Source organism: Thermodesulfovibrio sp. 3907-1M (assembly GCF_040450955.1).
GTDB classification, from domain to species: Bacteria; Nitrospirota; Thermodesulfovibrionia; order Thermodesulfovibrionales; family Thermodesulfovibrionaceae; genus Thermodesulfovibrio; species Thermodesulfovibrio autotrophicus.
This window is the reverse complement of sequence record NZ_CP144373.1, coordinates 1619789-1641954: the sequence shown is the minus strand read 5'-3', so window position 1 is coordinate 1641954 and position 22166 is coordinate 1619789. Positions and strand designations below refer to the sequence as shown.

General features: G+C 38.1%; 17 protein-coding genes. 7 read left to right on the top strand and 10 right to left on the bottom strand.

The features are described from left to right. Window positions 1-297: 297 nt before the first annotated feature. The 6 genes from V4D30_RS08470 (at window position 298) to malQ (ending at window position 10619) form a co-directional block, all read left to right on the top strand. Entirely contained in the window at window positions 298-1407 is a 1110-nt protein-coding gene (locus V4D30_RS08470; RefSeq protein WP_353683893.1) for a glutamate synthase, read from the top strand. Next, on the top strand, window positions 1386-3053 hold the full coding sequence (locus V4D30_RS08465) for a glutamate synthase-related protein (protein ID WP_353683892.1): 1668 nt from the start codon (window positions 1386-1388) through the stop codon (window positions 3051-3053). Before V4D30_RS08470 ends, V4D30_RS08465 begins: the two co-directional genes overlap by 22 nt. Next, window positions 3043-5460, top strand: a complete 2418-nt coding sequence (locus V4D30_RS08460; protein ID WP_353683891.1) for an FAD-dependent oxidoreductase — start codon at window positions 3043-3045, stop codon at window positions 5458-5460. Before V4D30_RS08465 ends, V4D30_RS08460 begins: the two co-directional genes overlap by 11 nt. A 184-nt stretch (window positions 5461-5644) precedes the next feature. Next, complete coding sequence (locus V4D30_RS08455) at window positions 5645-7357, top strand: ABC transporter permease subunit (RefSeq protein ID WP_353683890.1); 1713 nt, start codon at window positions 5645-5647, stop codon at window positions 7355-7357. 3 nt (window positions 7358-7360) lie between these two features. Then, entirely contained in the window at window positions 7361-8653 is a 1293-nt protein-coding gene (locus V4D30_RS08450) for a nitrate/sulfonate/bicarbonate ABC transporter ATP-binding protein (protein ID WP_353683889.1), read from the top strand. Next, window positions 8625-10619: a 4-alpha-glucanotransferase gene (gene malQ / locus V4D30_RS08445; protein WP_353683888.1), complete on the top strand. Its 1995-nt coding sequence runs from the start codon at window positions 8625-8627 to the stop codon at window positions 10617-10619. Before V4D30_RS08450 ends, malQ begins: the two co-directional genes overlap by 29 nt. On the opposite strand, the gene mtgA is transcribed toward malQ, so the two are convergent. Continuing rightward, window positions 10579-11376: a monofunctional biosynthetic peptidoglycan transglycosylase gene (gene mtgA / locus V4D30_RS08440; protein WP_353683887.1), complete on the bottom strand. Its 798-nt coding sequence runs from the start codon at window positions 11374-11376 to the stop codon at window positions 10579-10581. The genes malQ and mtgA overlap by 41 nt on opposite strands. Before the next feature lie 106 nt (window positions 11377-11482). On the opposite strand from mtgA, the gene V4D30_RS08435 reads away from it, so the two are divergent. Further along, window positions 11483-11953, top strand: a complete 471-nt coding sequence (locus V4D30_RS08435) for a transcriptional repressor (RefSeq protein WP_353683886.1) — start codon at window positions 11483-11485, stop codon at window positions 11951-11953. 1 nt (window position 11954) lies between these two features. Here V4D30_RS08435 and V4D30_RS08430 read toward each other — a convergent pair whose 3' ends face one another. The 9 genes from V4D30_RS08430 to metK form a co-directional block, all read right to left on the bottom strand. Beyond that, window positions 11955-13700, bottom strand: a complete 1746-nt coding sequence (locus V4D30_RS08430; RefSeq protein WP_353683885.1) for a chloride channel protein — start codon at window positions 13698-13700, stop codon at window positions 11955-11957. 122 nt (window positions 13701-13822) lie between these two features. Next, window positions 13823-14968 carry a chromate efflux transporter gene (gene chrA, locus V4D30_RS08425; RefSeq protein ID WP_353683884.1) on the bottom strand — a complete coding sequence of 382 codons (1146 nt, stop codon included), beginning with the start codon at window positions 14966-14968 and terminating at the stop codon, window positions 13823-13825. Beyond that, window positions 14950-15693: a sulfite exporter TauE/SafE family protein gene (locus V4D30_RS08420; RefSeq protein ID WP_353683883.1), complete on the bottom strand. Its 744-nt coding sequence runs from the start codon at window positions 15691-15693 to the stop codon at window positions 14950-14952. The genes chrA and V4D30_RS08420 overlap by 19 nt, the downstream gene beginning before the upstream one ends. Beyond that, window positions 15690-16328 (bottom strand): FmdE family protein, encoded by a 639-nt coding sequence (locus V4D30_RS08415; protein ID WP_353683882.1) that lies wholly within the window; start codon window positions 16326-16328, stop codon window positions 15690-15692. Before V4D30_RS08415 ends, V4D30_RS08420 begins: the two co-directional genes overlap by 4 nt. Before the next feature lie 99 nt (window positions 16329-16427). Then, window positions 16428-16700, bottom strand: a complete 273-nt coding sequence (locus V4D30_RS08410; protein WP_353683881.1) for a MoaD/ThiS family protein — start codon at window positions 16698-16700, stop codon at window positions 16428-16430. Between the two features lie 21 nt (window positions 16701-16721). Next, the gene (locus V4D30_RS08405) at window positions 16722-18449 is read right to left on the bottom strand and encodes an aldehyde ferredoxin oxidoreductase C-terminal domain-containing protein (RefSeq protein WP_353683880.1); all 1728 of its coding nucleotides are present in this window, start codon (window positions 18447-18449) and stop codon (window positions 16722-16724) included. Between the two features lie 34 nt (window positions 18450-18483). Then, entirely contained in the window at window positions 18484-19755 is a 1272-nt protein-coding gene (locus tag V4D30_RS08400) for a radical SAM/SPASM family putative metalloenzyme maturase (protein ID WP_353683879.1), read from the bottom strand. Next, window positions 19752-21059: an adenosylhomocysteinase gene (gene ahcY, locus V4D30_RS08395; protein WP_353683878.1), complete on the bottom strand. Its 1308-nt coding sequence runs from the start codon at window positions 21057-21059 to the stop codon at window positions 19752-19754. The genes V4D30_RS08400 and ahcY overlap by 4 nt, the downstream gene beginning before the upstream one ends. Then, window positions 21005-22165: a methionine adenosyltransferase gene (metK, locus tag V4D30_RS08390; RefSeq protein WP_353683877.1), complete on the bottom strand. Its 1161-nt coding sequence runs from the start codon at window positions 22163-22165 to the stop codon at window positions 21005-21007. Before metK ends, ahcY begins: the two co-directional genes overlap by 55 nt. Between the last annotated feature and the right edge of the window lies 1 nt (window position 22166).

Here is a 22166-nt window from a genome sequence, read left to right as displayed (position 1 = left end):
TAAATTTTAGCTTTCAAAAATAGTTTAACCATATTTATATAAAACTTTTCCATTAATTTTAAACGGCTAACGGTTACCATATAGACATAGAAGTATGATAATCAATATTTAAAATTTTGTCAACATTTTTTGCCTCTAACAAAAATCATGTAACTGTAACGTTTTTTGTAACAATTCCCAACGAGCTAAGCCTTAAAAAGGAGAAGGCAAATTAAGTTTACAAAAAATATTTGACAAAAATGTAGCTTTGGTAATATTCTAAAGTTATGGTAACCATTTGCCGAAGGGAGACTACTGATGTGTAGATTGGCAGCTATAACATCATCTAAATATTTTTCACCAATGGAAAATATTCTTGCCCTTGAAACAATGAAAGAAGGACACGATGGCTCAGGGCTTGGGCTTACACTTAAGGATCTGGGAGGAGAGTTTAAAGATTTAAAAAAATATCCTATACTTTCAGGAATTTGCTCAAGAAAGGGCAAAGAGATTCTTGATGATTACATGAAAGAGTGTGGCTTTAAGCTAATGCATGAGTGGACACCTAAAATTAAACCTGTAAAGGGTATCATTAGAAGGGACTATTATTTTGCAAGAGTTTATGATTATCCTGATGACTGGAAGGATAAATCAGACAGAGAAAAAGAAGACCTTCTTATGAATACGAGATTAACCCTGAGAAAAATGGGCGAAGCCGATGAATCAATCTTTGTTTTTTCTTTTTATCCTGATATTGTAACCATCAAAGAAGTGGGTGATCCTCTTGAACTTGCCGAATTTTTTGGACTTGATAAAGACAACCTTGAGGCGAAAATAATATTCGCTCAGGGAAGGCAGAATACTAACTATCAAATATATCTTTATGCATGTCATCCCTTCTTTATTCAGGGATACTGCACAATGACAAATGGTGAAAATACTGCCTTTGTTCCTATTAGAGAGTTTCTTATGAGTAGAGGATTTCCTGGCTATGTGGGATATAATTCAGATAGTGAAGTGTTCTGCCACATACTGCATTATTCTGTAAGACAGCTTGGATTTCCGCTTACTTATTATAAAGACATAATTACTCCATTAAAATGGGAAGAAATACAACAGAGACCTGACAGAGAAGCTTTATCACTTTTAAAAATGTCCCTTCGTCCTCTTTGTATTGACGGTCCTAATATGGTGATAGGTTTTACTCCTGATGGCACATGCTTTATGGTTCAGGATGCAAAAAAACTGAGACCAGGAGTCGTAGGAGGCGTAAAAGGTAAATATGCACTTATGTCAGAGCTTTGTGGACTTGACAAAGTCATTCCTGAAAGAGATAAATCAAAAGATATATATCCAATGAAGTATGACATGGTGATTGTATCACCAGGTGCAAAGGAGGTAAAAGTATGGAACCAGCTACAGGTTTAAGACTTGACTTTAATCATAAATTAACACTAAAAGAGTTTCCTTACATAATTCGCTGGAGAGAAGACCGTTGCAAACGCTGCGGACAATGTACAGCAGTATGTCCTCAGGGAGCCATCAGACCTGCCGTTAAATACGTGAGAGTTATTGAATCAGGTGGAGATACTCCAAAGCCAAGACCTGTAAGAAGAATAATTCATGTAATTGAACAGGTTAATGATATTGAACACTATTGCACTGGATGTGCCATATGTTCTCTTGTATGTCCAAATAATGCTATAGAGCCTGAATACAATCCTCAGAATAAATTTTTATTTTATAAGAATCGTGGAGGAGAAGGATACAAAAGAGGTGGGAGAAGAAATGATCCAGGCGTATCAACTCTTGACAGACTTAAGTTCACAAGAATCTCAATGCTTACAGACCCTGCCCTTGATGCTGGAAGACACGAATTTAGAGTCCGCTCATACATAGGAAGAATTCTTCCTCCAGAGGAATTGCCTCTTAAAGTTGAAGATGGCAGACTTGTTGTTGATAAATCCTCAGGAAAGTTTATTCCGCCAGTAAGAGAAATATTTCCTATAATGATTGGAAGCATGTCTATTGGCGCACTTTCTCCAACAATGTGGGAAGGACTTGCAATGGGAGTTGCCTATCTTAATGAGGTTGAAGGAATTCCTGTTGTTATGTGCTCAGGTGAAGGAGGCTTTCCTCCAAGACTTCTTAAATCAAGATATGTGAAATATTTTATTTTGCAAATTGCTTCAGGTTATTTTGGCTGGGACAGCATAATTCACACTTTACCATATATGACTGAAGACCCTGCAGCAATAGAAATAAAATACGGTCAGGGTGCAAAACCAGGAGACGGTGGCTTATTGATGGCTCCAAAGGTTATAAAATTGATTGCAGAAATAAGAGGAGTTCCTCAATTTGTAGATCTTCCTTCACCTCCAACTCATCAAACAAAGTATTCAATTGAAGAGTCTGTTATGAAGATGATCCAGTCAATGTCAATGGCTTTTGGCTTCAGAGTGCCGGTTTATCCTAAAATTTCTGGAACCCGGACTGCCAAAGCAGTTCTTAACAATCTTGCAAGAAACCCCTATGCTGCTGCTTTATGCATTGATGGGGAAGACGGTGGCACAGGAGCTGCATACAATGTATCTCTTGATAAAATGGGACATCCAATTGCATCAAACATCAGAGAATGCTATCTTGATCTTGTAAAACAGGGTAAACAGAACGAGCTTCCACTTATTGCTGCAGGAGGAATTGGTAAAAAAGGAAATCTCGCAGCAAATGCAGCAGCACTAATAATGCTTGGTGCAAGTGCAGTTGCTGTTGGAAAATATATAATGCAGGCAACTGCTGACTGTCTTGGCGATGAATACAACCGTTGCAACATATGCAATACAGGAAAGTGCCCAAGAGGAATAACAACGCAAGACCCTAAACTTTACAGGCGTCTTGATCCTGATAAAGTTGCAGAAAGGCTTGTGGAAGTATTTAAGGCTGCTGATGTTGAACTTCGTAAGATATTCGCACCGATGGGAAGAAGCACAGAGCTTCCAATTGGAATGTCTGATGGATTAAGTATAGATGATAAAGCAATGGCAGAAAGGTTGGAGATAAGCTATGCCTGCTAAGAAAACAACACAAAGAGAAATGCCAAAAATTGGCTTACATGAAACCATTATCCCATATGAAGAAGTGGTAAAATGGGTTGATGAAAAATCTGTAATTATTCATGGAAATGTAAAAGGAAGAAGGATTCCCTCAAGAATTCTTGAGGACTACATTCAGGAAGCTGTCAGAGAAGGTGCAAGAAATCTACATGTCTATGCTGATGGACAGCACGGAATTGGTGGAAGAATATATCCACAGGGTGAGCCTGTGAGAGTTACTGTAGAAGGACCTGTTGGACAGAGATGTGGTTCAATGGGAATGTTCGGCACAGAGATAGTGGTAAAAAATGGAGTTTCCGATGATGTTGGATGGCTCAACTGTGGTGCAAAAATCACAGTGCTTGGAGATGCTACAAATGGAGCATGGAATGCTGCTGCACAGGGAATTCTTTATGTTCAGGGAAGTGGTGGTGCAAGATGTGATACAATGACAAAACACAATCCAAGATTTGATCCTCCTCAGTCCTGGTATTTCAGAGATGTGGGGGACTCCTTTGCTGAGTTTAAAGCTGGCGGAATTGCAGTAATCTGTGGAGTAAATCCGCGGAATCCAAGAACAGTGCTTGGATACAGACCCTGCGTTGGAATGGTAGGTGGTGTAATTTATTTCCGTGGCAGAATTGAGGGATACAGTGAAAGAGATGTAAAACTTCTTGAACTAAGTGAACAGGACTGGCAGTGGTTATGTGAAAATCTTAAGCCATTTCTTACTGCCATTGACAGAATGGATTATTATGATGAACTCACAAAAGATGTTGAGCAATGGCGTAAACTTGTCCCCTTTACACCACAGGAAAGAAGAAGGAGAAGATGGTTTAAGATTGAAATCTCAGAATTCAGAAAAAACTACTGGGAAAAAGAAGTTGGTCAGGGTGGAATATTTGCTGAATACATTGACCATGAACCCACTGTTATCCCATACATAGTAACTGGCAAATATCGTAGATACAAACCAGTATGGGCAAATGAAAAATATGCTCCACCCTGTGCATACAGTTGTCCAACAAACATACCAACCCATAAAAGAACAGCGCTGATCAGACTTGGCAAAATAAAAGAAGCACTTGAACTCGTACTTCAATACAGTCCTCTTCCTGCAACTGTATGTGGAATGATTTGTCCAAATCTATGCATGCAGGCATGTACCCGTGGCAGAATTGATATGCCCATCTCTGTAAAAGAGCTCGGTAAAGCTTCAGCCTTGCTTCCTCCCCCAAAGAAGGCAGAACCAACAGGACATAAAGTAGCTGTGATTGGAGCAGGACCTGCAGGAATGTCTGTTGCATGGCAACTAAGCCTTAAAGGACACAGTGTCACAGTGTTTGAAGCAACAGATAAAATTGGTGGAAAAATAGAGCTTTGTATTCCAGAACATAGACTTGACAAAAAAATTCTTCACATGGAAATAGAAAGATTCATTGAAGTTGTGCCAGATGTTCGTCTTAATACAAAGGTTACGAAGGAGCTTTTTGAAAAAATACGTAAAGAATACGAATTTGTCGTTATAGCAGTTGGAGCTCATAAACCAAGAAAAATCCCTTTCCCCGGGTCAGAGCATACTATCTCAGCGTATGAATTTTTAAGGGCAACAAATGAAGGTAAACCATTTGATCTTAAAGGGAAAAAAGTGGTTATAATTGGTGCTGGCAATGTGGGAATGGATGCTGCAGTAGAGGCTTTTTTGTGTGGAGCAGAAAAAGTAACTGCAATTGATATTCAGAAACCTGCATCTTTTGGAGCAGAGCTTGAACGGGCACAACAAAAAGGTGTGGAGATCCTCTGGCCCAAGTTCACTGAAAAATATGTTCCAGAGGAAAAAAAGATTTACTTCAAGGATGGAACAAGTCTTGATGCAGATTTTGTAATTATGGCAATAGGTGATATGCCTGACCTTGATTTTATTCCGCCACAGATTCATACTGAAAAGGGCTGGGTCGTTATAAATGAATTTTTCCAGACATCTGATCCAAAAGTCTATGCAATTGGTGATGTAACAGGCTTGGGGCTTGTCACTCATGCAATTGGGCATGGAAGAATTCTTGCCGAGTATCTGCATGGAGAGTTGATGCATGCACCTGTAACAAGGGATTTAAGGCAGAGAATCCCCTATGAAAAAATCAAACTTGACTACTATGAAAGATGTCGCGCCACATCTTCTCTTGAGCAGGAGGCAGAGAGGTGTCTTAGTTGTGGCTCATGCAGAGACTGTCACATGTGTGAGATGACCTGTTACTGGGGTGCAATAAGCAGAGTGGAAAAGCCTGATGGAAGATATGAGTATGTTGTTGATGACAATAAATGCATTGCCTGTGGCTTCTGTGTAGGGATATGCCCCTGCGGTGTGTGGGAGATGGTTGAGAATATTTAAACCAGCTTAAATCAATCTTTTCTTATTAATTTAAGTTTTGGCTGCTAATTGAATTTAGCAGCCATTTTTTATTCAACTGAAGCCCGTCCTTGAGATTGCCCTTGAGGTTAAAATTTCCGATTTATGGTAAATATTGCTTGAATTGTTTTATAATTTTAAGATTTTTTCTTGAAGGGAGCTTAAAATGAAAATACCCATCTCTATTCCTGCTGAAACATTTAAAGTAAGAGCAATTGATATAGCAGTATTTTTTATTATTCTGGGAATTCTTTCTTTCATTATATATATTGCCTCTCAGTGGAGCACTCCCTATGAAAGGACTCTGCAGATAGATCTAAATCCTTCAAATATTCCGGAATATGCCCTTCAGTCTCTGGCAAGAATTTTTTCTGCCTATTTACTCTCACTCCTTTTTTCAATATGGTATGGATATACTGCATCAAGAAGCAAGATTCATGAAAAAATAATGATTCCCCTTCTTGACATTCTTCAGTCAATTCCTGTGCTTTCTTTTTTGCCTGGAGTTGTTTTGGCAATGATATCTCTTTTCCCGGGCAAAAGAATCGGACTTGAACTTGCATGTGTTCTTCTTATTTTTACTGGACAGGTATGGAACATGACCTTTAGCTTTTATCATTCCATCAATACCATTCCAAAGGAATTAAAAGAAGTAGTGAAAGTTTTCAAAATGAATAAATTTTCAAAGTTCTTAAGACTTGATCTTCCCTTTAGCGCCATAGGCCTTATCTGGAACAGCATGATGAGTGTAGCAGGTGGCTGGTTTTTTCTAATGGCATGTGAGATGTTCATCCTTGAAGATAAAGATTTCAGACTGCCAGGAATTGGCTCTTATATTCAGACAGCGGCGAATAAAGGAAATATTGAGCATGTAATTTATGGACTTGGCACAATGATTTTTTTGATAATTATTCTTGACCTCTTTGTATGGAGACCTCTCATTGTATGGTCACAAAAATTCAGACTAGAGACAGTTCCACCAGAAGAAGAAAGAGAGTCCTTTGTATTAAATCTTTTTTCAGGCTCTATTTTTATTAAAAAAGTAGGAGAGTTTATTACCGGCACAATTAACAAAATGGAAAAAATGAGTTACAGGAAGTTTGCCTTTTCAGAAAATCCATTTATTAATAAACTAAGCAAAATAACGGGATTCGTTTCTTTATTGATCATTTTAATGGTGATTATTTGGGCTATTTTCAAGGCTTCCCATCTCCTTTCATCTGTCAGTTTAAGTGATATTATAACCATAATAAAAGCTGCTTCTTATTCATTGCTGAGGGTTTCAATGGCTTTATTAATAGCTCTTGCATGGACTCTTCCGGTTGGTGTTTACATTGGACTGAATCCAAAGGCTGCGAAAATCTTGCAGGGAATTGTTCAGATAGCTGCAAGTGTTCCTGCAACAGCAGTTTTCCCTGTTATTCTTTTATTTTTAATTAAACTCGGTGGAGGACTTGATGTTGGAGCAGTATTTCTGATGCTACTTGGAACTCAGTGGTATCTTCTTTTTAATATAATTGCTGGAGCAAGTGCTATTCCAAAAGATTTGATAGAGATCTCTAAAGCCTATGGAATTAAAGGACTGAGAAGATGGAAAACTCTCATACTTCCTGGAATATTTCCCTATCTTGTTACAGGCTTGATTACTGCCAGTGGAGGGGCGTGGAATGCTACAATTGTAAGTGAGTATGTTTCCTTTGGTGGAGAAATCATGCATACAACAGGGCTGGGTGCATTAATAAGTCAGTCTTCTGCTTCTGGAAATTTTGGAGTCTTATTGCTCTCCACTGGTTTTATGTCCTTCATTGTTGTTGGAATAAATAGATTGGTCTGGAAAAGACTTTTTATTTTAGCTAAAACAAAATATATTCTGGAGTAGACTATGGAAAAAGAAATTATCCTTGAAACCATAGGCATTAAAAAATCTTTTTTGGTAGGCAAAGGAAGAGAAATCACAGTTTTAGAAGATATTAATCTCAAAATATATTCGGGTGAGTTTGTCTCAATTCTTGGACAGTCAGGTGCTGGGAAATCAACCCTTTTAAGAATCATTGCAGGAATTGTGGAGCCCACTGAAGGAGAAGTCTTGTATAAAGGAACACCGCTTAAAAATGCCAGAGCTAAGATAGCAGTAGTTTTCCAGAGTTTTGCTCTTTTTCCATGGTTTACTGTTCTTGAAAATGTTAAAGTTGGGCTGGTAGGACAGGGATTGAACGAACAGGAAATGAATGAAAAAGCTTTGAGAGCAATTGACCTTGTTGGACTTGACGGATTTGAAGATGCCTATCCAAGAGAACTAAGTGGTGGAATGCGTCAGAGAGTTGGAATTGCAAGAGCACTGGCAGTGGAACCTGAACTTCTACTTATGGATGAACCTTTTTCAGCCCTTGATGTCCTTACAGCTGATAATTTACGTGGAGACATTATTGACTTATGGAGAAATGGAAAAATGCCAGCAAAGGCAATTATTCTTGTAACACACAATATTGAGGAAGCTGTAAGCATGTCAAGCCGGGCTATTGTGTTAAGTCATAATCCAGGAAAAATAAAAGCTGAAATACCCATTGAAATGCCCTATCCGAGAGACAGAAATTCAAGAGATTTCAAATTTTTACTGGATAAAATATACACTGTTCTTATAAAATCACCGGAAGAAATTCCCTTTCTGCTTGCTGCCGGCAGATATCAGTTCCTTCCCCATGCAAAAGTTGGAGCAATTGCAGGACTTATTGAACTTGTTCATGATAAGGGTGGAAGAGTTGATATCTATGCCCTGAGTTCAGAGCTCAGCATGGAGGTGGATGATATTTTCCCATTGATAGAAGCCTCCGTAATACTTGATTTTGGAGAGATAAAGGAGGGTGACTTTATTCTCACTGAAAAAGGTAAAAAATGGGCAGAGGCTGATACTCTTGAGAAAAAAGAAATATTTAAAGAAGTTGCTCTTCAGAATGTTCAGCTTATTAAACAGATTATGCAGGTTCTGTCAACAATTTCAAAACATAGGGTATCTGAGGAGTTTTTTCTTGACATTCTCAAGAATCATTTTACGCCTGAAGAATCATGGAATCAGCTTGAGACAGCCATAGACTGGGGAAGATATGCAGAGCTTTTTGCCTATGACTACGATGCTGGAGAGCTTTACCTTGAAGCAGCTGAAACAATTGATATGTGAGCTTTCAGATTTAGCTGGAGTAATTCCTTTTTACTATGATTGTAAAGGCAATTACATTGAAATATCTTTTGAAACAAAGGCTCAACTAATTTATTCTATGGGAATTAGCCCTGAAGAGGCTCTGCATTGGATTGAATACTTTAAGAGTTATCCTGCTTTTTTAGAACCAGTGTATGTTATTGAGCCAGGTTACCCTGTAGAGGTTTATCTAAAAGGCTGCTGCAGAATGAAATACGCCATGATTGAAATTTTTCCTTTTGAGGAATTGGCTGACAAAGGTGACGCTCTTTGTTTTCAGGTAGAGTGCTCACCTGTAGCAGAGAAAAAATACAGCATTCCCATTCCTTCTTTGCCAATTGGTTATTACAGATTACGAGTTTCTTTAGAGAAAACCACCGGTGAAACTGTTTTAATAGTTGTGCCAGAGAATTGTTTTGTGCCCTATAAAAATAAAATATGGGGGCTTCAATGCAATCTCTGGAGCTTAAAAGAAAGCGCAGAGGGAAATTTTTCCCATTTGAGGGAATTGGCAGAATACTTAAAAAGTATTGGAGGATTTATAAGCATAAATCCTTTACATTTTAATGACCCTGAGGACATATGTGGAATAAGTCCCTATTCAGCCATATCAAGGCAGTTTAATACGCCTCTTTATTTATCAAAGTGTCCAGTCCAGCTTAAAAATGAGAAGATTTTTGAGTATCCATCTGTCTGGAAAGAAAAAATGGAATACCTCAGAAAAGACTTTGAAGCATTTTACAGGGATTACATCAATGCAGATGCCAGGAATTTCATCGCTTATAAAAATAAGCTTTGCCCAGCAATTAGAGAGGATTTAAAATTCTTTTCAGTTTTTTGTTTCCTGAGAGAAAGATTTGGAAAAGACTGGCAGAGCTGGAGTCCTGAATTTCGGCATCCCAGCAAAGAAGTCCTGAATAAAATTTACAGAGACAATGAAAAAGAAGTTCTCTTTTATGAGTATCTTCAATGGCTTGTGGATAGTGAACTTGAGGAGATTAAAAAATATCCAGTCTTACTTGATATGGGTTTCTGCTCAATTAAATCAAGCTTTGATGTGTGGATTAATCAGGAGCTTTATGCTCTTAAGGCAGAATATGGTGCGCCTCCCGATGATTTTAATCCAAAGGGACAGAAATGGGGAGCACCTCCTGTGATTCCCTTTAAATTAAAAGAAAAGGCTTACCTTCCCTTTATAAAGACTTTAAGAGCAAATATGAAAACAAAGCTTCTCAGAATTGATCACGCTCTTGGTTTATTTAGAGCATTCTGGATTCCTGAAGGTTCTTCTCCATACAATGGTGCCTATGTAAGATATCCATGGAAAGACCTTCTTGGAATTATTGCACTTGAAAGTCAGTTAAACCAGACAGGAGTCATAGGAGAAGACCTCGGAACAGCAGAGGAATGGATGAAGAATGAGTTGATTAAAAGAAAAATATGCTCATGGAGAGTTTTTTATTTTGAAAAAACTCAGGAAAGATATAAACCATCTAGTATTTATCCTGAAGATTCTCTATGCAGCATAACAACCCATGATTTGCCAACACTTAAAGGATTCTGGAATGGAAAGGACATAGAATTGAGAAATAAATTTAAAATTTACGATGAAAAACAGGCTCATAATGCTTTTTTGGAAAGACAGAATGATAAAGAAAAAATCATTGCTCTCTTAAAAGAAGAAAGCTTGCTTGAAGGAGACTCTCTAAAAGAGCTTTTTTTTGCCATATTAAGATTTCTTGCAAAAACTCCCTCAAAATATCTTCTTTTATATCCTGAGGATATCTTACTTTTAGAAGAGCAGATAAACTTTCCTGGAACAACCACTGAGTATCCTAACTGGCAGAGAAAGCTTCCTTTTGCAATTGATGAAATTATAAAACTGCCAATCTTCAAGGAAATTGAGGCTATTTTGAAGGAGGCTGGTCGGGTTCATTCTTTTGATTAGACTCTAATGGAGTTTCCTGTAAAACGGGCATAGAATCTTTTTCTTCTGGCTCTGTATACTCTTCCTTGATTATCCCTCTTTTCTGCATTATAAAGTAAATAAGATTTGCCCGTCTTTCAATAAATCTTGAATTTCCTACAGGACTGTATCTAAGAGGATTTGGCAAAGATGCAGCCAGCCTTGCTGCCTCCATTGCTGTAAGCTCTGATGCTGATTTCCCGAAGTAATGCCTTGATGCAGCCTCTACACCAAAAATTCCCTCACCCCACTCAGCAATATTGAGATATAGCTCAAGAATTCTCTTTTTGGATAGAGTTTTTTCAAGCCTCCATGTAATTATTGCTTCCTGAATCTTTCTTACCGGATTTTTTGATGGATTGAGGTAAAGATTTTTTGCAAGCTGTTGGGTGATTGTGCTTCCTCCGTATTTAAGCTTTTTTTCTTTTATATCCTTTTCAATTGCTTTTTTTATTCCTTCAATATCAAAGCCTGAATGGCTGTAAAATTTGTCATCTTCACCAATAAGCACAGCTTTGACAAGATAGGGTGAAATTCTATTAAGAGGCATCCATATTTTTTTGATTTTTATTTTTCTGCCTTCCTTTTGCCATTGCTCCATGCGATACTTCATCATTGCAGTCAACTCCGGATTTTTCTTTTTTAAATAAGAAACATCCACGACAAAAGGATAAATAATTACGTAAGTAAAATAAACTAAAACTGCGGCAATTAAAGTTCTAAAAAACCATTTAAGCATTTTAATATTTTATCATTCAAAGCGTCATATTCCTCAAATAACAGGTTAATCCTGGTGATATTTCTGTGGTATAATTAAAAATCAAAGCTGATAAAAAGGAGTTTTCATGGCTTTTGAACAAGGATGGTGTTGCAAGAAAAGATTTAGAGAATGTGGTTTAAAATGGACACAAACCCGTGAAGCCATAATAAATCTTCTGTCTTCAAAAAAAGGTCATCTAAGTGCTGAAGAAATTTTTCTTGAAGTTAAGGAACTTTACCCGGGAATTGGACTTGCAACTGTTTACAGAACTCTTGAGCTTTTAACAGAACTTGGAATTTTAAGAAAGTTTGACTTCAAAGATGGAAGAGCCCGTTATGAATTTATTGCAGGAAAAGAAACAGTTGAGCATTATCATCTTGTTTGCAGAATCTGTGGTAAAATCATTGATTATGAAATTGACCTTGAAACACAGCAAGATCCTCTTAAATATTTAAAAAACACTCTTACTGAGAAGTTTAAGTTCTCAATTGAGCGTTCTGATATTCAGTTTTTTGGACTCTGCGAAAGATGTAAGGCTCTTTCAGAAAGAGGTTAACTTAACTTTCTTTTAGATTCTCTCTTATGGCTTTGCCTATATCAACCCTCGCAATTATTCCAACAACAACACCAGAGCGTTTTACTACAGGAAGCCTTCCAATACCTCTGTTAGTCATTATCTCAAGGCAGTGAGCCAAGGTATCTTCTTCTGTAACTGTAATAACCTTTTTTGTCATTATATCACCCACTTTTTTTTGTACCAGATTTTTAGCAGACTTTATATCCTCCTTTGTAATTATCCCAACAACTTTGCCCTCGCTCAATACTGGTAAACCACCAATAAAATTCTCTTTCATTAAATGAAAAGCCTCTGTCGCAGGAGTTTCTGGATTTACAGTTATAGCTGGTTTCATATATTCTTTTACTTTAAGCTTCTGAAGCACATAAATACCATATTCATCCCTGTACGCAGGAGAGTCAAATTTTGTATTTACCTGACTTGGAAATATTGTCTTATCTCCACTCAGGTAATACGCTGTAAAAACAGAAAGCATGGCAGGTAAAAGAAGACTGTATCCGCCTGTCATCTCGGCAATGAGAATCAAAGTGGAAAGAGGAGCTTTTGCAGCAGCACCAAAAAGAGAAACCATCCCAACTACTATGAATGAAGGAAGGTGTAAGTTTAGATTTATGAACCTGTTCCATAAAAGGCAATAAACTGCTCCTGTAAGTCCTCCAATCATAACAGAAGGGCCAAAAATTCCTCCAGAACCACCAGAACCAAGAGTAAAAGATACTCCAAGAATAACTCCAGCAATACCCATTGTTATGAAACTCATATCCAAAAGTTTTCCATCTATGATCAACTGAATCCATCCGTAGCCATTTCCTATAGCTACAGGGATAAAGGCTCCTATAGCACCTGTAATAACTCCACCAATTGCGGGTTTTATATAAGAGGGAATAGAAAAAGCATCAAATTTACTTTTTATATAAAAAAATAAAAATATGTAAACTCTTATCACAATAGCACATACAATGCCAAGCCCTACATAGAAAAATAAATCCTTTATGTTTATATATGGAGGTATCTGAGTTGAAAATATTGGCTGAAAACCAAAAACAAGACAGGCTACAGTATAGGCAGTGACAGAAGCTATAAAGCTCAATAACATTGCCTCAATGTCAAAGTCTCTTTTAAAAAAAACTTCTCCGCTGATAAGTGCACCTGCTAAGGGAGCTTTAAAAATAGCAGCAATTCCAGCTCCGAGTCCAACTGCAAGAAAAATTCTCTTTTGCTTTTCTGCAAGATTAAATATCTTTCCCATCCATGAGCCAATACTACCTCCAATAAGAGCAATTGGTCCTTCCCTGCCTGAAGTTCCACCTGTACCTATTGTTATGGCAGATGTAATAAGCTTGATTATGGAGGTTTTTATAGAAAGACTCTGTCCCTCATGATATGCCTTTATGGCAGCATCTGTTCCTATTCCACGGGACTCTGGAGAAAAGAAATAGGTTAAGAGTCCTCCTATAAAACCTCCTGCTGCGACAACCATTGGAAGAAGATAAGGCTTCTGAAATATGAATTTGTATGTTTCTGATTCTCCACCTTCTCCATATGGTTTTGGTTGAATATATAAAACAAACCTTTCAAGTACAAAGGAGTTGATAAAATTTATGGCATAAATAAAAAGTATGGCAAAAATGCCTACAAAAATACCTATTAAAAAGGAGATGAAAACATGATTTTTCCCGAAAAAGCTCAACTTATCAATGAAAATGAATTTTTCCCTTATTTTCATCTTTATGACAGACATTATATCACATAATTACCGAGACACTCCTAAAATTGCCTATAGAAAATCATATCTTGATTATTTTGATACTTTTGAGTGTGATTTTTTCAATTCTATACATAGAAATTTTATGAAAAAATTAAAATAGAAAAAAGTCCGGTGATGACTACTACATAAAAAATACTGATTTTCCTTAAGAGACAGAGAAAACCTATTAAAACAATAAATAGTTTAATCCAGTCCCAGGTTACTGCACCGGCAAACTTAATTGTGGCAAACAGTAAAAGTCCTGTAAAGGATGCTAAAAGCCCTCTTTTTGCTCTGATAAATACCTTTGAATTCTTTATTTTTTCACTTACTTCTGAGGCAAAAGCCATAATTAAAAAGGAAGGAGTAAAAACCGCCAATGTGGCAACAAGAGCACCTGCAGATCCCTTTAAAAGATACCCCACAAAGGCAGCAGTAATTACAATTGGTCCAGGAGTCACCTGTCCGAGAGCTATTCCATCCATGAATGTCTTTCCATCAAGCCATTGTAGTCTGTCAACAACTTCATGTAGCATCAATGGCAAAGAAGCATAACCTCCTCCGAAGGCAAAGAGATCTATTTTCATCATGAGCAAAGCAAGACTTAAAAGAGTTTTATCAAAGAAAAAAAGAAAAATTAATCCTGAGGTTACAATTAAAATGAGACTGCCAATACCTTTGAAATTTAATCTCTTTAAATTTTTAGTTTCAATGTTTGCTCTGTCTTTAAAAATTAATTGAGAAATAAGAAAGCAGGCTATGATTATCAAAAAGGGATTGGTTTTAAAGAAAAAAAGCAAAAACGAGAAAACAGCCACCACTATTTCACCGATTGATTTAATAACTGGTTTTGCAAAGCTTAATGTAGCATTGGCAACTATTGCTACAACAATCACCTGTAGCCCGGTAAAAATCGCTGCTACCTGAGAAACTGAATGAGTCTTTTCGTATAATGCTGAAAGAATAAGCATGAGTATGAATGCTGGTAATCCAAAGCCTGTAAAGCTTGCAATTCCTCCTGAAATACCTCTTGCCTTTAACCCTACATAAGCTGCAACCTGCATTGCCGTTGCACCGGGAATTGCCTGAGCGAGCGCAACTCCTTCCTGAAAAGTTTTTCCATCAAGCCACTTTTTCTTCTGAACAGCAAACTCTTTAATGTAGGCAACCATGGCAGGACCACCAAAGGCAGTAATCCCAAGCTTGAGGAATGAGAAAAACAGCTCTGTTACTTTAGCAAATCCCATATCATTTTTGCTGCTATGATATATAATACAATGCCTATGACTTTTTTTACCTGCGGAGCAGAAAGCTTTTTTCTCATAAGATAATTTCCTAAAACAGCACCGGCAATTGAACCAACAGCGCATAAAACCAATAAGTTATGGTCAATGTTTCCAAGTGAGATGTGCCCTAAGAATCCTGAAAAAGATGAAAAAATAACTATGAAAGCTGTTGTTGCTGAGGCTTTCTTAGGGTCAAAGCCAAGCCATACAAGTGCAGGAACAATCAGATTACCTCCACCAACACCTAAAAGACCACCAACATAACCTGCAAATCCACCAACTCCCACTCCATAGGTGATCAGTTTATTGGGAGATGAAATCTCTCTTTTCTTTGGTTTATACCATAGCATCATTGAGCCTGCAAAAATAAGAAATCCAACAAAAAGCCATAAAAGAAGGTTTCTTGAAAGATGTTCTGCAGTAATCGCACCAAGAGGAGATAGAATAGAGGCAAAGATTAAAATTGGCAGGGCTGTTTTGTAAACAATCAGCCCTGCTCTGGCATTATAAAAAGAAGCAACAGCCATGGCAATGCTGTTTAAAAGCAAAGCAGTTGACATGGCTGTAAGAAGAGGAACTCCAAGAGCAACAAACACTGGAATCAGAATAAAGGCAGCTCCGACTCCTGCTATTGTCAGCAGTGCGGTAAAGATAAAAGTGACCAGAGATGCTATGATATAGGTCATTTTTCAAAACCCTCTTCATATCCTGAGCAGTCTATACATACTTTTTTAAACTCTCCAACCTCGCAAGCCTGTCCTGAACCAATAAGCCTGAGATAGGGTCTTGCCACCATCTCTCCGCATATATCACAGATACCCATTCCCATAACTTCAACTGGTGGCTCAAAATGGCTATCTTCCACCTTTCCAACTAAAAGCACCTCTTCAACTGGAGAATCAAGCACAAGATTTACAACTTCCATGACTTCTTCAGGAGATATCTCTGTTGGAGGAACTCCTGCTGCTCTTTTCTTCATAAAGCTTGAGTTTGCGATCTTTTCCCTTATTTTTGGATTAAAGCAAAGCCTTATCTGTTTACCCTGCTTAGGATCAATCAGTGTGAAAGCAAGTTTACCTCTTGGTTTTTTAATGAGATTTCCTTTTCCTGCTGTGCAGCCTGTTGCAAACTGAACTCCGTCTCCAAAGCATCCTGCTCCATGATTGTATCCTGTTTCAAGAATTACAAAAAGCTCCTTCACATTTGAGCGATTCACTCCGAGTTTTTCCAATGCAAGCAATCCTGCTCTTAATCCCAGTGCAGAAGCCCAGCATCTGTGCCCGTGAAACTCAAACATTTTGTTTAACAATTCCCTGTCCATAACAAAACCTCCTTTGTTTAATTTTGTTAAATGCAGTTTAAAACATTTAAAGAGATTCTGTCAAGAATAAATAAAAATTTTTTATTATGAAAAGAATTTTCAATTAAGTAATCCACCTGCTATTGGAGGGAAGAAGCTCAATTTATCTCCATCTTTAAGTTTTATGGCAAGGTCATGAAGAATGACTCCATTGAGGACAACTATAAAAGGTTTTTTATTTAATGAAAGCTCATCAATCAGCTCAGCAACAGAAATCTCTGATGGAAGCTCTACAATAAGATCCCCTTCTTCATTCTTTGGGAAATCTTTTGTTGATTTTATTCCTCCAAATAGTTTTACAGTGAGTTTCATAAAAGCTTCTGGAGCCTGCATGAAGCAGGCTCCAGATTTATTTTACCAGTTAAAGAGCTGATCAAGCTCTTCGTCTTTTACCTGGAAAACAACATTGTGCGGTGGAATTGGCTCTTTGTAAAAGAATCTCGGAAGTCTGTCATGCTGTTTTGTAAATCCTGCACGGGTATTAAAATCTCTTTCAAATTTGAGAACTTTTTTGCCATACTCAACGACATCTTTATCAGTCATATTCCATCCGTAAAAAGCATTGAGCATGTCAAGCAAAGCCTGATTTGTCTCTGGCTGGTCAAGCAGGGCAAAGGCAATAAACAGGCACATTCCTGTTGAATCTATGAAAGCTGTTGCAATCTGAAGATTACGGGATAGGTCAACCTGTCCTTCGGGTTTAAGGGGATCAACAAATCCACCTGTTTTCAATACATTAAGTGCAATGGAATAACCTGCTGTGTGATCAGCACCCATCGGGCTTGTTGCATAGGTAACACCTATGCCTTGAACTGCTCTTGGATCATAGGCTGGAAGTGCCTGTCCTTTGACAACAGGAACTCTCTCAACTGCAAAGGCTCTACCAGTGAAGGCTGCACCATTTCCGATGATTCTTCCAAGAGGTGTGCCTTTCCCTACTTCATGCAAAAGATTTATCGCTCCATCAGCATCACCCCATTTAAGAATTCCTGCTTCCATTGCAACTGCAATTGTTGCACCCATCTCAATTGTATCAAGTCCGTAGTTGTCACAGAGGAAATCCATCATAGCAATTTTGTCTATGTCATCAATTCCACAGTTTCCACCCAATGCCCATACTGTTTCATACTCAGGCTGTTTTGTAAGATAATGCCCATCCTTGTCATGATAAATTCCTGAGCAGCGAATAACACATCCACGGTGACATCCATGAGTTGGATTTCCACCTCTCTGTTTTTCAAGCTCTGCTTCAACTTCACCACTGATTTTTCTTGCTCCTTGAAATCTTCCTTCTTTAAAATTATAGGTGGGATAAGCACCAACTTCATTTATAATGTTTGTAAGCACATTCGTTCCATAGGCAGGAAGTCCCTGACCTGTAACAGGATGTTTCTGAAGCCCTGCTACAAAGCGTTTGTTAGCATCCTTAAATGCCTCTGCATCCTTTGGCTGTCTTGGCGTTGTTCCTGTATCATCAAGAACAATTACCTTAACTCCCTTTGAACCCATTACAGCTCCGACACCACCTCTTCCAGCATGTCTGGTGGGTCTTAGCTCCATATCTGTTATGGCAACTGAAGCTCCTGAAAGTTTCATCTCACCTGCAGGACCGATGCTCACACAGGCAATTTTCTCTCCGTATTCCTTTTTCATTCTGTCAATGAGGTCATAGTTGGGAAGCATCTTAATGGAGTTGTCCTTTTCAATCCTGACTTCATCTTTATTAATGTAAACTTTGTAGGTATCGTTTCCTTCAGGCTTTCCTTCAAGAACAATTGCTGCAATGCCGAGTCTTCCAAGAACCTGTCCAGCCTGTCCACCTGCATTTGCTTCTTTAATTCCACCTGTAAGCGGACTTTTACATCCTACAGAGACTCTTCCAGACATAGCAGCTGCTGTCCCACCAAGCAGCCCAGGAGCAATTACAAGCTTATTGTCAGCACTTAGGGGATGACACAAAGGGTCAACTTCTTTTGAAATAACTGCAGAGGTAAGAGCTCTTCCTCCAAGTCCTTCATACTCACCCAGTTCCTCAAACTTTGCAGTAGGATTTCCAGACATGTTAATTCTTAAAATCTTCATACCACACCTCCTTGTTTTTAAAACTCACGTTCAATTATATCATACAATAAAACAAACCGCCACACCACAAGCAGGCTCCACAGGGAACAGGGTTTGTGTAGCAGTCGTAGAGAAACTCTTCAAACTCCATAAGGTCACAAAGGGCAAAGTTGCAATCATAGCAATAGGGAAAATCATATCTCAGAACAGATTCAATAAATTGACGATATGAAGGAGAGTTAAAAATCTCCAGTGGATCCTTTTCTATTACATTTCCAAAGCTCCATCTTTTGACAGATTTTTTTAATCCACCAATGTAGCATGTAAAGCTATGCCACAGGAAATAACATGGCGAGATTTCTCCATCAACTCCAACATACATGCATTTTTCTTCAAGAAAATCACATTTTCTATGAGGTGCAGGATTTGTTCCTGGAATCTGAACGGAAATATTCGCTTTTTTGCACAAATTCTCCACTTCTTCAAGCACAGCTCTTACAGTATTAACTAACTCACCGTTTCTATTTATAAGATTCTGCATATGAAGAGTAAGTCCCTGGTATGCAGCTTCATCATACATTGCTTTAAAAAGTTTCATGGGCTCATTTTCCTCTGGAAAAAACTCTGGCAGGGCTTTCTTTTTCATGAGTTCAAGCCAGTCATTTATTGTGTATCCTTTATTTTCAAGTGAGCTTACCCATTTTTTAAAAATTTTTACTGCCTCTTCATTGTTCGTTTCATAGGCAACTTTCTTTGAATTTTCTGATGAATAAGGAATAAGATGTGAAAGAATTATGAAGTCAATTCTGTATTTTAAAGACTCTTTTACTGTGGGAAAAATCTGCTCAAGGTTATCAGTAGTTATAACAAGCTCTATCCCGCTTTTAAGGTTCTTTGCTCCATTTAATTTTGCCCGGGCAATAACTTCAAGTGCTTTTTCTCCAAATTCTGGAACATGAAGCCCATTAATAGGCACAAGGCTATCAATAGAAACACAGATTCTGTTCAAACCTGCCTTAATAAGCTCTTTTAATTTTTCATCACTTAAAAGTGCTCCATTTGTTTGAAATCCAATGAAGGAGTTCTCGGGCATGTGTGCTTTTGCAAAGGCAATAAAATTTTCAATCTCTGAATGTAAAAGAGGTTCGCCGAGTCCATTTAATACAAGACTTTTTATATGAGGAAAAAGAGGCTTGAGCCTGCTGAATGTTTCAAAATCCATATCTGACTCAGGCTGGTGATAGTTGGGACTCTGCTTTGGACAGATTTCACAATGAAGATTACATTTTGTAGTAATCTCTACAGATAGTCTTTCAGGAAAATTCACGTGCCCATCTGCCAGCTGTGTAAATACTTATATTGCTCCGTTGTCAGGATGTCAATTCTTATACCCATAGATTCAAGTTTTAATCTGGCAATCTCTCTGTCAATCTCTTCAGGAACAGGATACACCTTTTTTTCAAGTTTTTTTGAATTTTTATAAATATACTCAGCAGAAAGAGCCTGATTTGCAAAGCTCATGTCCATAACAGCTGCAGGATGACCTTCTGCAGCAGCTAAGTTTACAAGACGACCCTGGGCAAGAAGATAAATTCTTTTTCCATTTTTCAGAGTGTACTCTTCGACGAAATCTCTTACTGTTCTTTTTGATTTTGAGATTTTTTCAAGGCTTTCAATGTCTATCTCCACATTAAAATGTCCTGTATTTGCTACTATAGCACCGTCTTTCATTTTAAGAAAATGTTTATCTGTAAGCACATTAATGTTGCCCGTTACAGTTACAAAAATATCTCCTGATTTTGCTGCTTCAAGCCCTGGCATCACATCAAATCCGTCCATAACTGCTTCAAGTGCTTTAAGTGGATCAATCTCTGTAACAATTACCCTTGCACCCATTCCCCTTGCTCTCATGGCAACACCTCTACCACACCATCCGTAACCACAGACTACAAATATACTTCCAGCAAGAAGTCTGTTTGTTGCCCTGAGAATGCCATCTATGGTGCTCTGCCCTGTTCCATAGCGATTATCAAAAAGGTGCTTTGTATAAGCATCGTTTACAGCAATTACAGGATACTGAAGAGCTTTGTCATCTGCCATTGCTCTAAGACGGATTACTCCTGTAGTTGTCTCTTCTGTCCCTCCAAGCACATTTTTAAGAAGCTCTCTTTTTTCTTTATGAAGCGTGGATATCAAGTCTGCTCCGTCATCCATTGTTATATGGGGTTTAATCTCAAGTGCCTGATAAATATGTTTATAATATGTATCTCTGTCTTCCCCTTTAATTGCAAAAACAGGGATTTTGTAGAACTTAACAAGTGCAGCTGCTACATCATCCTGAGTGCTTAATGGATTTGATGCACATAGGGCAAGTTCTGCACCACCCTCTTTGAGAGTAATCATTAAATTGGCTGTTTCTGTTGTTACATGAAGACATGCCGCAATCTTTGCACCTTTAAGGGGTTTTTGTTTTTTAAATCTCTCCCTTATCATTCTCAAAACAGGCATATCCATCTCTGCCCATTCAATTCTGAGTTTACCTTTCTGAGCAAGTTTTATATCTTTTATGTCATGCTTTAACAAAGCTCTGCCTCCTTTCTGAGAGTTTCTGCCATGTCTGTCTGTTCCCATGTAAAATCTGGGTCAAGCCTTCCAAAGTGACCATAGGCAGCAGTTTTTTTGTATATGGGTCTTCTAAGCTGGAGTTTTTCAATAATCCCTTTAGGAGTCAGATCAAAGACTTTCTTAACAATCTCTTCCATTTTTCTATCTTCAATCTTGCCTGTTGCATAGCTGTTGATATAAACAGAAACTGGTTCAGGAATGCCTATTACATAGGCAATCTGAATCTCAACTCTGTCACAAAGTCCTGCTGCAACAAGATTTTTTGCGATATATCTTGCCATATATGAGCCTGAGCGGTCTACCTTTGTAGGATCTTTACCTGAAAAACATCCTCCACCATGTCTTGCAACCCCTCCATAGGTGTCAACAATTATTTTTCTTCCTGTAAGCCCTGTATCACCCATTGGACCACCAATTACAAATCTACCTGTTGGATTTATAAAATACTGAACCGACTCCTCATCAAGAAGCTCCCTTGGTATAACAGGTTTTATAACCTTCTCAACTATGTCTTCTCTTAATTCTCTCAGAGTGATGTCTGGTGCGTGCTGGGCTGAAACAACCACACTGCGGACCTGATAGGGCTTGCCATCTCTGTATTCTACTGTAACCTGAGTTTTTCCATCAGGTCTGAGATATGTAAGAATGTCTTTTTTCCTTACTTCAGCAAGTTTCATTGCAAGCTTATGGGCAAGCATTATTGGCATTGGCATAAGCTCTTCTGTTTCATTGCAGGCAAATCCAAACATAAGCCCCTGGTCTCCTGCTCCGCCCGGGTCAACACCCATTGCAATATCAGGTGATTGCTCATGAATTGATGTTATAACAGCACAGGTTTCATAATCAAATCCATACTTTGCACGGGTATAACCAATTTCCTTAACAGTTTCTCTTATTACAGATGGGATATCCACATAACACTCCGTTGTAATCTCTCCTGCAACCATCACAAGACCAGTGGTTACAAGAGTCTCACAGGCAACTCTTGAATAGGGATCCTTTGAAATCATTGCATCAAGTATGGCATCGGAAATCTGGTCAGCCACTTTATCTGGATGTCCCTCGGTTACTGATTCTGAGGTAAAGATGTAATCCTTTCTGTCTCCTAACATT